9 protein-coding genes are annotated in these 12,406 nt (G+C 36.2%); all 9 read right to left on the reverse strand.

What is annotated here, in order from left to right; genetic code table 11:
• Positions 1 to 9 precede the first annotated feature (9 nt).
• Complete coding sequence (locus GXK58_RS04995) at positions 10 to 900, reverse strand: carbohydrate ABC transporter permease (RefSeq protein WP_160720438.1); 891 nt, start codon at positions 898 to 900, stop codon at positions 10 to 12.
• A complete protein-coding gene (locus GXK58_RS05000; RefSeq protein WP_160720440.1) occupies positions 900 to 1,766 on the reverse strand; it encodes a carbohydrate ABC transporter permease in 867 nt (288 codons plus the stop codon). Before GXK58_RS05000 ends, GXK58_RS04995 begins: the two co-directional genes overlap by 1 nt.
• 86 nt (positions 1,767 to 1,852) lie before the next feature.
• Complete coding sequence (locus GXK58_RS05005; protein WP_160720442.1) at positions 1,853 to 3,181, reverse strand: ABC transporter substrate-binding protein; 1,329 nt, start codon at positions 3,179 to 3,181, stop codon at positions 1,853 to 1,855.
• Between the two features lie 367 nt (positions 3,182 to 3,548).
• Complete coding sequence (locus GXK58_RS05010) at positions 3,549 to 5,036, reverse strand: response regulator (RefSeq protein WP_160720444.1); 1,488 nt, start codon at positions 5,034 to 5,036, stop codon at positions 3,549 to 3,551.
• Between the two features lie 3 nt (positions 5,037 to 5,039).
• The gene (locus GXK58_RS05015; protein ID WP_237389570.1) at positions 5,040 to 6,722 is read right to left on the reverse strand and encodes a sensor histidine kinase; all 1,683 of its coding nucleotides are present in this window, start codon (positions 6,720 to 6,722) and stop codon (positions 5,040 to 5,042) included.
• 194 nt (positions 6,723 to 6,916) lie between these two features.
• Positions 6,917 to 8,485: an alpha-L-rhamnosidase-related protein gene (locus GXK58_RS05020; protein ID WP_160720446.1), complete on the reverse strand. Its 1,569-nt coding sequence runs from the start codon at positions 8,483 to 8,485 to the stop codon at positions 6,917 to 6,919.
• Positions 8,486 to 9,075: 590 nt separating this feature from the next.
• Positions 9,076 to 9,894, reverse strand: a complete 819-nt coding sequence (locus GXK58_RS05025; RefSeq protein ID WP_160720448.1) for a carbohydrate ABC transporter permease — start codon at positions 9,892 to 9,894, stop codon at positions 9,076 to 9,078.
• Positions 9,895 to 10,854: a carbohydrate ABC transporter permease gene (locus GXK58_RS05030; RefSeq protein WP_160720450.1), complete on the reverse strand. Its 960-nt coding sequence runs from the start codon at positions 10,852 to 10,854 to the stop codon at positions 9,895 to 9,897.
• Between the two features lie 83 nt (positions 10,855 to 10,937).
• Complete coding sequence (locus tag GXK58_RS05035) at positions 10,938 to 12,221, reverse strand: ABC transporter substrate-binding protein (RefSeq protein WP_160720452.1); 1,284 nt, start codon at positions 12,219 to 12,221, stop codon at positions 10,938 to 10,940.
• Positions 12,222 to 12,406 lie beyond the last annotated feature (185 nt).

A 12,406-nucleotide genomic window follows, 5' to 3' on the forward strand; every position in this document is an offset into this window, starting at 1 on the left:
TCACCCTTTTTATTTCACAGAACCAGCCGTCATACCTGCTACGATCTTCTTATTGAAGAAAATAAATAAAATAAGCGGTGGAAGTGAGATTAATAGAATGTTCGTGAATAATAAGTTCCACTGAGTTTGATACATGCTTGTAAAATTATAAAGTGTCAGCTGTAATGTTACGTTTTCAGCACCAGGATAAAAATACAATGGATTAACAAAATCGTTATAAACTCCAACTGCAGTCAACACAATAACGGTTGCGGAAACCGGTTTTAATAGTGGAAGGATTATATTGAAATATAGCCTAAATTTTCCGCAGCCATCAATCAATGCTGCTTCATCAATTTGGTTAGGTATCGTTGCCATAAATCCTTTGTATAACAGTACGGTAAAAGGCAAATGAAGCGCGACTTCTACAAAAACAATCCCTGGCATCGTTTTAAACAATCCAATGTTTTCTAAAACCCAAATGGTTGGTACAACTGCTGGAGGAATAATCAATCCTGCAAGAATGAGAAAGTTAAAGAATGGCGTTACCTTAGTTACTTTCCTGTGTAAAACATAACCTGCCATCGAACCCACAATGATTAATAGGATGATAGAAAACCCTGTGATCATAATACTGTTAAAAAAAGCACGAATGACCATACCATCATGAGAAGTTAACACCTCTTTCATATTTTCAATTAAATGAAAGGATGATGGCCATGCCATATTTAACAATGAAGATTCACTTGTATTTTTAACAGCATTAATGAAAACGAAGTAAAAAGGAATACCGAACACTACAAGTGTTAATAAAACGGCTATTACTTCCGTAGTAAATTTATTTACCTTTTTACGATTCAGTTTTCTCGTTCCTTCGAGTGCAACAGAGGGAATTGCAGTTTGGTTGACTACTTTACTCATTAAATATCCACCTCTTTTTTGTTTAAATAGGTATACAGAGGGAATGCGAACAAGGACACTACAATAAAAAGAATGACGTTCCCAGCAGTTGAAAGTCCGTAGAAACCGCTCTGATACTGTTTATAGATAATAGAGGCAATCAAGTCTGTACTGAATCCGGGTCCACCTTTAGTCATTGCCCAAATCAAGTCGAACGATCGCAAACCACCAATAAATGCAAGGATAATAACTGAATTCATTGCTGGACGGCTAAGAGGTAAAATTATGTTCCAAAATTTATGGAATGCATTACCACCATCAATCTTCAGCGCTTCATAATAATCTTCCGGGATGGACATTATTCCTGCGATAAAAATGACGGTTGCCATCCCAATTCCTTTCCATACATCTACCAATGCAACCGACAACAGCGCAATATTTGTATCACCCAGCCAATCAGGACCAACGATTCCAATTGTCTTAAGTGATAGATTGATTAACCCTTGTGAAGGATGCATCATCATAGTGAAGGCAATCCCGACAGCAATTGTACTTAAAAGAGTGGGAAAAAATATCATAGAACGAATAAAATTGATAGTCCTTAGTTTCGAACTTAAAAACACTCCAAGCAGCAGTCCAAGAACTACCTTTAAAACACAAGTTACAACAGCATAAATTACGGTGTTTTTGAATCCAATATTTAAAGAAGGCTCACTTAAAAATGTTTTAAAGTTTTCCAATCCAATAAATTTCCAATCTATTAAAGACCACCATGTCATACTGAAAAAGAATGAAACAATTGTCGGAAATAAGAAAAATAATAAATAAATGATTCCTGCAGGAAGCAAGAAATAATAAGTATAATTTTTGTTAGTTAGTGTATTCATATCTTTGACTCTCCCTCCTGTTATGTTTTAAAAAATAGACCCTACTTGCATTAGGCAGGGTCCATTATCCGACTATCAATGCTCGTTTACCATCCTTTTAATCCAAGCTGTTTCGCCTGCTTTTCAACATCTTTATCATAAAGTTTTGCACCGTCTTTAGCTCCACGAATTCCACTGCCTACTTCAGTAGTAATTTGCGGTAAGCTTGGTCCTTTTACAGGGCTTAAAAATTCAAGAGCAGGAGTGATCTTTCCTGCTTCAAAAAACGGAAGCATTTCTTTAACAGCTGGGTAAACTTTGTCAGGTAAATCAATGCCTTTGATGGCGAATGGCCCATTTGGATTTATCTTTGTTAGATATACGTTAACTGCTTCTTGAGAGACAAAGAACTCCATCCATTTCTTTGCTGCATCTACATGCTCGCTATTTTTGTTTACATAGATTCCAGATGGCATCCAGATGGTAAATCCATTTTTATCTGCAGAGTCACCAGGCTGCGGGAAATACCCAATATCTTGTATTTTATCTGGAGAATTTGTTGCAATGGTCCCTAAGCCCATGCTTAGCATTGGATATTGTACGCCTTTTCCATCAGCCAACATTTTTAATCCTTGGTCATAAGTAGTGGCGAGAAAGTCTTTATTCATATAACCTTTTTTGTGGATTTCTGCCAATTTCTCAAAACTTCTTAACGCAGCGGGAGTATTGGCAAATTTAGCTTTATTTGCAGTAAAGTCATTAGCGAACGATGGTGATTCTGCAAGTACATTATGATTATCAGCCAAGAAAATCAACTGGCTAGTCCAATCGTCCTTGTAAGTTCCGATAACGGCTGTTTTACCTGCAGCTTTAATTTTCTCATTATTCGCCATTAATTCGTTCCATGTTTTTGGAACTGAAAGACCAAGTTCTTTATACACCTTTTTATTATAAAGCCATCCGCCTACACCAAAAGTTGATCCCGGAATCCCGTAAGCTTTGCCATTTATAGAAACGGCATCTTTAAAATCATCCATTACATTTTCCATAAACTTTTCATTCGTCAGATCAACAAAGTTTTTCTCAGGATTAAGTGCCTGAAGTAGAGAACCGGAATTATACCAAACTAAATCGGTCATATCTCCTGTAGCAAGCCGTGTTTTTACGAGGTTATCTCCTTCCCCTCCGGCAGGACGGGTTTCAAATTCCGTTTTAATGTTATACTTCTTTTCAAATTCCTCCGCAACCGCCTTTACTCCATCGATTTTCGTTTGGTTATCTACCAAAAATGTGAGTGTTACCGGTTCTGAATCTTTCCCTTTCGAAGCGTTTCTATTTGCAGTGCTTTCTTTACTGCCTCCACATCCAGCCAAAACTCCAGTAAGTAGAGCTGCTGAGCATACCACTGACAATAATTTGTTTCTAGATTTAAACAATTGAATGTCCCCCTTTGTACTATTAAATAATTTAGAAAGATAATAAACCGCCAATAGCCTTACTCTTCATAATTTTGATATTTAAAAACTTTCTTTTAGAAGATAGGTCATTGACTTGCCTTATTTAATTTAATTGTAAGTGTTTACACTTTGTTTCGTAAGCGCTGCATTTTTTGTATTATGTCCGTTTTTTTTTGGGTGGGTGGAAAATTACCGATTCTATCTTTTCTCTGTTTTATTTATCCTAATTAATATTTTCATTTTCTTTGAAGTAACAAAAAAAGCCTGCTCTCTTTTACTTTGAGCGAGGCTATCCATATTGTTTCTCTTTTATAATGTTAAAAACAAACGTTCAATAAAATGTTTCTTAAAAGGAACCACGATACTGTCCCGGATTCACTCCAACATATTTCTTAAATATTGCGGAAAAATGCCGGTAGCTATGGTAACCCACCTTTGCACTCACTTCCCCTACTTTGTGTCCTTCCCGAAGAAGTTTCTTTGCTTGTTCCATTCGTATCTGACTCAAATATTTGATATAGGATTGATGCATTTCTTCTTTAAATAATAGACTAAAATAGGTAGAATTCATACCAACGTATTCAGATACTTCTTGCAATGTAATATCCCGAAAATAATTTTCTTTCATGTACTTGCATGCCTTCTCCACAGACCCGTGCTTTATTTCCTTGCGTACTTCAAGTGACAAATCCATCAATTTTTCCATCTGCTTAACGAACCACTCATACAATTTTTCTTTTGTACTCTTGGACCTAATCTCAACATGCGGGAAAAAATCAACACCATTAATTTTTAAAATATCGTCTCCAACCTCCTTTACTACTTCCATTCCAAGATAAATGATCTTTAATATTTCTCTTTCAATCAGGTCAGGATTTAATCTTTGCCCTTCAAGCTGTTTAATAAAGGAATTTAGCTGTTTGATTAGACCTTCTTTATCACCAGTACGTATATAAAAAATAATAGCTTCTTCTTGTTCTGATAGATTAACAGTTCTTTGGGGATGTTCTCCAATATCCTCAAAACGAGTCCAGCCGGCCTCATCCATGAACTGGCCATACCTTAATGCCTGTAACGCCTCTTTGTAGCTTTTCTTAGCATCTTCTATATTTTTATAAGTATGACCTGAACCTATTGCAATTCCCATCTGTTCCGGACATGATAATAATTGCTCCCACATATCCTCTATTTCATCATGAAATTGAAAAACAACTAGCAAATGTTCCAGCCCGTTACGGACCTGAACTACCTTGTATGAAAAATGTTCTTGTAAAACTGTTTCCTTTCTTGAAAGGGCTAATACTGTAACGCCTACGACAATATCAGCTTCTACTCCAAAACTTTCGCGCCATTTCGGTGTTGCCTCCTCCCCTATCAAGAGCAAGTCCAATGTGGCCTTTTCAAGTAGTTCCTCCCTACTCGCCTCCCACTTTGACTGGATTGAAGTGATATTTTTTTGATGGCTTATTTTTTCGGTAATTCTCTTAATAGTATCCTCAATCATCGGAATCGTAATCGGTTTTTCCAAGTAATCGGCAACACCTAATTTTAAAGACTTTTTTACATACTCAAATTCATTAAAACCACTAAAGACAATGCAAATCGTTTCGGGTGCCATGGACAATATTTTCTCAATAACCTGTAACCCGTCCATTTCCGGCATTCGAATATCTGTAAAAACAATGTCAGGGCGGCATGCTTCAAATAATGCAATAGCCTCCTTGCCGTTCGTTGCTGTTCCTACTAATTCAATATCGTATTTGTTCCAATCAATCATCATTCGTAAACCATGAAGTACAATATACTCGTCGTCAAATATTACAGCCCTTAACACCTGTTACTCCTCCCTTGCATTGTTTTGAAATTTTATTTCAATGCACGTTCCTTCGTTTACCTTACTTGAGATTGTAAGGGTGCTTTCCGGTCCATAACACAACATTAATCTTTCCCGAACGTTCCTTAGCCCAAAACCTTTCTCAGTCACACTTATGTCTTCAATCCCGACTCCATTATCTTCCACAGTAAACCTTACCCAACCATCTGTTATTGTTCCGGTTAACTCAATGATTCCTTCCCCTACTTTCGGCTCCAAACCATGATAAATGGCATTCTCTACTAGTGGTTGAAGCAGAAGCTTTAAGATTTTTTTATCCATTAAGACTTGTTCCACATCTTCTATATACTGAAAGCGATTCTGATAGCGAAGATTTTGAATTGTCATATAGTGGCGAATATGCTCTAATTCCTTTGAAACCGGAATCATGTCTTCTCCTTTGTTCAAGCTCAATTTAAAGCTTTCCGACAAAGCAATTGCCATTTTGGCAATATCATTATTATTTTGCAGGATCGCCATCCAATAGATGGAATCCAATGTGTTATATAAGAAATGAGGTTTAATTTGTGCCTGGAGAGTCCGGAGTTCGGCTTCCCGTTCCTTTAATTGAGCTCTAATAAGTTTTTCATTTAATTCAATATTTTCCACAGAGACCCTTTGAAAAATATTCCTGAGATGGATTAATGGCCGAGAGAGCTTGCCTGACAAAAAGAACGATAGAACCAGAGCAATCAACCCCAGGATGGATGAAATAAGTACTGTAGCTACCCCTATTTGGTTAGATTGTTTAAGCAGCTCTTTTTCCTTTATGAAATGAACAAAGGTCCATCCTGTTGATTTGTTCTTATAACTACTGATAAGGTAGCCTCTCTTCTCCAACTTATTTAGTAAAGAGTTGAGGTCCATTGTGCTATTACCCACTAGATTAAAAGTCGATGTATTACTGAAAACAACATTGCCTTTATTTTCAGTTGAATCCAAAACAGCCCATTCATTATTGCTGCTTTCTTGAAAAACTCTTGAAAATAGAGATTTTTTTACATTTACAACTAGTAAACCTATTTTCTTAGGGTTAAATACATTTTGTGGATCTTTTAAAAGTTTGACTGATGAAAAAGTAGATTGGTCATCTTGATTAAGGACATTATAGCCAATAAATACAGGCCTCCCTTTTGCTTCTGCACTTTTTTTATACCAGGTTGAATAAGAAATAGATCGATAAATCCCGCCATTTCCATATCCTCCTATACTTTTTGAACTCCCGTAACACACAGATCGGTAATTCACGTCGAAAAGGCAAACAGAATCAATATATTGTGTATCAATTAGATATCTGGAAATTAAATTTTGCATTCTTTTTGTTGTTTCATTATCCATTATGTTCTGGCCAACTCCTGCATACTTTGCACTATCAATCAGTTCACGGCGTGTATCACTGTTCCATGAAATAAGCCGCTCCATATTGATAATATTTCGAAATAATAAATCAGCAGCCTCACTGGATGTTTTAAGATAATTTTTTGTTGTTTGCAATTGATTCTCAATTAATGTTTCTTTTGCAATATTAAACGAAATAAATCCTAATAAAATAAGTGGAAATATAGAAATCCCTATCATTAAAAGAAAATATTTCATTCTAACTTGATCACTTTTTAGGTTATTCCTCATTTTTATCATTGCTTTCATCTGCATTCCAACCTTTTAAGTTGTAATATTTTTTTATTATAACAAATATTCATACACAACTTATTAGCTCATATCCCTCAAATGGACTATATTAAGAAAAAAAGCCCCGAGCAGCTCTTTTCCACTCAAGACTTTTTTAATATGCCGAACTAAAATAACTTTCTGATTAATGGCCTATAACCATTATATTCCTCTTATAAATCGTACTTCCTGATTAAATAAGTCGGCGTGCAGCTCCAGGCATGGCAATAGCTGTTGATTAAATAGCTTCCGTAAGGTGAAAACTCTTTATTTTTAGGATCATATAATTCCCAGAACGTATCCGCTCCATCTCGGATCATACCACCCCAGTATGTTTTCATTTCTGCTACCGCCCGTTCTTTTTCTCCGGAAACTATCAACGCTTCTACGAGATGATGGTACATATATGGGGTAGCAATACCTATCATAGGCTTTTCTATTAAAAGATGATTCATCAGTTCTTTGTTCTCATCCTTGGTCAACACACCTGCAAGCACCATCCAAATTTGGCTTGCCCAGGATACTTGACGGTCGGAACCACTGATAAAAAATTGCTGTTTTTCGTCCCACAAATAAGTTTTTGTGGCCTCCACAATTTCTGCCAAACGGACTTCCAATGTCTCCTTTTGAGGAGTATTCAATTCCTCTGCGAGACGGATTGCCCGTTTCATTGTATAAATTAAAACTCCTTGTGACGGGGTTTGCTTATTTAATCCCTCCTGCCAATCAATGAATGACCACCAGTCTGATGAATCTTTCACAATATCATTCTCATCCAGTCGTTCGAGGGCAAGTTCAATCTGACGATAGGCAGTAGGCCATAATTCTTCTAATGTTTCCATATCATTTGTTGCATAATAGTAATCATGCAAAGTTACCGCAAAGAACAAGGAGTAATCGAAAATATAGAGATCATCAGCGATCAGCTTTGGTTCTACAAATACATTTGCCGGCACCTTTCCTGTATCATTTGGAACACCTGCAAACATGTAAAGACATCGTTTAACGAGATCATTTGTTCTGTAAGTTTTATAGTTTGCCAGTGCTTGCAATCGCAGGTCCCCCAACCAAAGTCTGCGATCGCGTTTTGGTCCGTCTTCAAAAACATCCTGCATGCAATCTGCAAGTGTTTTTATGCTGACTTCATCTATTTTTTGAAGTTCAGGATCCGGGTGGGAGATAATTTGAACATCTTTTATTTTTGCAGAGGTAACAGCCCTGCATTCTACATTTTCAAATACAACTCTGTACTTCTTTGATGTATCCACTATGTCAAATTTAACATACCTAAAGCTGTAACGGCGCGGTAATGTTATGGTAGCAGGCAATACATCAACAAAAATCGTTTCTTCCTGCAGCCAGGAACTGCTAAGCCATCCATTATAATTTTCAAAGGGCTGAGCCATCTCAACCGGCATTTCACCAATTGTTATTTTTAGCTTAAAAGGTGCATCTGGTGGACTTCCAGTGGGGCGGATATTTATCGAAAGATATCCAACTTGATGATTACCAAAATCAAGAATAAAGGAATCATTTTTTCCAAATTCTTCGTTTGTAAGAGTTGAAGCAGGAGCAACATCAACAGTTTTCCAGCCATGAATCACATTTGAGTCAGCCTTTACTTCCACTATAGCTTTTGGCTTCACAATCGTTTCAAAAAGCTGCGGCTTTAGTTGTTCTGCTTGTTCAATAAACTTATCATTTCGTATCGTAAACTGTTTTTCAAGCTTTTGTATACTCATGCCTTAATCTCCTGAATTCTCTCGCTTAATACTATGCGTATCTAACTGACACAGATTTGCGAGTATATTTAAGTTAAACGAGTTGTCCTTTTATTAAAACGCTTTCGAATTCACATACAATAAACAGTACTTGCAACTAGGAATTATGGTTACAAATAAGTTTATATTAATTAAGAGGGTAATGTAAGTGCTATATTTTTTGGATAATGTCTGCTTTTTTTGGTTGATTTACAAAAATAAAGCTCAGCAATGCCTTTCGGCAACAACTGTGCTTTTATATTTTACTTGATGTTCATTTTACCTTTGAAATCTTAACTATCAATCAGAAGAACAGGCTCTTTAAATATGAAACTTCACAAATGGCTTAAACACATTAGATATAAAGAATAGTATCCAGTTTTCACAAGTATTCGATTGATAAGATTTAGTTGTATTTATTCAAAAACAAAAGTTTTAAGAAAATCAGGTTCCAAAGTTTATTGCCTATTTTTTTCATCTCGTTAAAATTAAAACAAAAACCGCTTGCAAAGAGCAATGCGGTTTTTGTCTTGATTATGGATAAAGCAATGTCGATTAAAAAGAATAGTAGATTATTTGATAGCACCTTCCGCAATTCCCTTAAGAATGTACTTCTGGAAGATGGCGTAAAATACCACGACTGGAAGTGCTGTAATAATTAAGCCAGAAAGAATTTTCGGCCAATCACTATTGTATTGTCCAAATAACATATTAATTGACAGCATTAAAGTATAATTATTAACATCTGTAAGCATAATCAAAGGCAATAAAAAGTCATTCCAGAGCCATAAAATATCCAAAATTAAGATCGTTGCCGTAATTGGCTTCAACAGTGGGAAAATGATTTTAGTAAAGATCTGAAAATCATTGCAGCCATCGATTTTCGCAGCTTCCTCGAGCTCTTTCGGTATGGATTTTACGAAACCATGGTATAGAAAGATGGCCATGTTCACCCCAAGTCCAATATAAATAAGACCTAATCCCCAAAGAGATCCCTGGACATGTACCCCTTTGGCCATTTTTGTTAAAGTAATCATAATCGAGTGAAACGGAACAAGCATGGATGCGAGAAATAATGTGAAAATAAAGTTACTTAACTTCCCTGGTGTCCTGGCCAGTTTATAACCCGCCAATGATCCACAAAACACAATGCCTGCTAACCCGATTACCGTTACAATAACAGTGTTCCAAGCACTATGGAATAGATTCAATTGATCAAATACTCCGGTATAGTTTTCAAAGTGTAATTTAGTAGGTAACGTTAATACAGACTTAAAAATTTCCCCTTGAGTTTTAAACGAATTAATTAACGCCATGTAAATAGGGAAAAACGAGATAGCTGCAAAAATGCCCAGAATAAGTGTAGTTAGAATCCCAGAAACTCTTTTCATTTAAGCCTCCACCTCTTTCTTCTTCAACACTCTTGTTTGAATTAATGTAATTACTAGTACGATTAAAAACAAAATCATTGCTTTCGCATTGGCATAACCATATCTGAAATTATTCGAAAATGCTTCTTCATAAATATTAAGAGCCATAACCTGCGTCGATCTGCCCGGTCCGCCTGCGGTTAATGCATATACGACATCAAACACCTTAAAGGCACCATTCAATGTTAAAAAGGCGCAGATTGTAATTGCATGCATAATCATCGGAATTGTAACATGAATAAGTCGTTGGAAAGGATTTGCTCCATCAATCAGAGCAGCTTCTTTAAGATGTGCCGGTACACCTTGCAGCGCAGCCATATAAATAACCATCATATAGCCAATTCCATGCCATAAGGACACAATCAGAATCGAATAGAAGGAAACATCTGCATCCCCAATCCACGGTTGATCTAGAAAATGAAGGATAGCCTTTTTAGATAGTTCAGGAAGAACATTTGAAAAAATAAATGAAAACATTAATGCACTAATAATTAGACTTAACATATTTGGCATAAAGAATATGGTTCGGAAAAGGCCTTTTGTTCTCACTCTAGTTTCAATAAATAATGCCAGAAGCAAGGCAATCACATTTTGAAATACAAACATGAAAGCTGTATATTTTAGCGTAAAGAAAAACGAATGACGGAAATCTGGATCGTCTTTAAACGCTTCAATATAATTATCAAAGCCTACGAAATTAAATGTTTGCGATAGAGCATTCCAATCCGTGAAGCTGTAGAACCCTGCCCCCACAGTTGGGATCAATAAAAATACAAAGTAAAAGATAAAGGCCGGAAGTACGAATAATATTAAGCTTAGCGTCCCTTTTTGTTTATTGAAACGTACAGAACTTTTTGAATCGGTTTTCGTCGGAACCTGGTTAATCACCACGTCACTGTTATGTTTGCCTATTTGCGGCATAACTTCACACCTCACCTATTATTTGATTAATGATAAAGGCAGCTGTAAAAAGCTGCCTTTATCAATGGCTGATTATGACTGGTTTACTTATTATTTTTATTGGATTGCTCCCATGCACGGTCCAAGCCTTTAATAACTTCAGCCTTGGATGCATCACCTGCAAGATAGCTTTGGAATAATTTTTGCGACTCGTCTTTAACAGCAATTGGAATTGCTGGGTCTTGTACAGTTTTTCCTTGTGATACATATTCAGATGATTCTTTTAACCAAGGAAATGGCTCAAATGTGTGAACTTTCGAGATTGGATTAAATCCAAGACTCTTATAGAAGTCACTAGAATCTTTGTCATCCAGGATATAATTAATTAAATCCTTTGCAACATCTTTGTTCTTGCTCATTTTTGAAACAGCTAGAGAAGTTGATGTACTTAAATTCAATAAGGTAGCTTTTGGATCATCGTTAATTGGCATTGGTGCAACACCAAATTCAAAGTCTTTATTTGCTTTCAAAATCGATTCTGCCATCCATGGACCTTGTACCCACATTGCAGCCTTTCCATTTGCAAAATCCGCTGCTCCCTGATCCTGACCGTTCTCAAATGCACGTGTTGTCCCATTAGAGTTTGCTAAATCCATCATAGTAAACATGTCTTTAATCTCTTTAAAAGAACCTTTACCTGCATTCATGTCTTTCATAAAATCAGGTGTTTCCGTACTAATGGTTCCACCTACAGTAAGCGGTAAAAATAACTGCGGAATGTATGCATCTTTATAAGTTAACAAAAATGGTGTGACCTTATTTTGTTTTAGTACTTTAACTGTCTCTTTCATTTCAGAAACCGTCTGTGGCAATTTTAAGCCTAGGTCATTAAAAATTTTCTTATTGTATAAATAGCCCCATTGAAGTGTTTCGAGAGGAACCGCCACTACTTTTCCATCTGTTGTTGTTACAGCGGGTTTAATCGTATCATACAACTTATCAGCAAATGGCTCCTTTGATAAATCCTCTAAGTAGCCTGCTTTATTAAATACAGGAATGTCATTTACAGCGTGAAGACTAAAGATGTCAGGGCTATCACCTGAAGCAAGTCTTGTTTTTAATAGCTGTGATGCCTGGTTAACATTTGGAAGCTCCAATTTGATTTTTACATCAATATTCTTTTCGGCTTTTTCTTTTTTCACAAATTGATCAAAATACGTTTCATACTGTTCTTTAAATCTTGGCTGACCGATAAAGATTTTTAATTCAACCTGTTTTCCCCCATTTTCCTTACCGTCACCTGAAGCTGAATCATTTGCAGAACCGCATGCAGCAAGCATGCTGATAACCAAAACAAAAACAAGTATAAGTGAGAACGCTTTCTTCATTTCTTGTTACCCCCTGATTGGTTTTTCTTGCTTGTCTCTATACTAACTTTTTTACTCGGTTGAGAAAATTGAAAATATTAGCGCTTTCATTTGTACTTTTTTAGTTTCACCAATTGTCTAATAATAACAAAGCCATCCTTCGAGGCAGCTGCTCCTTGAAGAATGGCCAGTAAAAATATAAATCT

The organism is Bacillus sp. USDA818B3_A, from assembly GCF_009928415.1.
GTDB lineage: Bacteria > Bacillota > Bacilli > Bacillales > Cytobacillaceae > Neobacillus.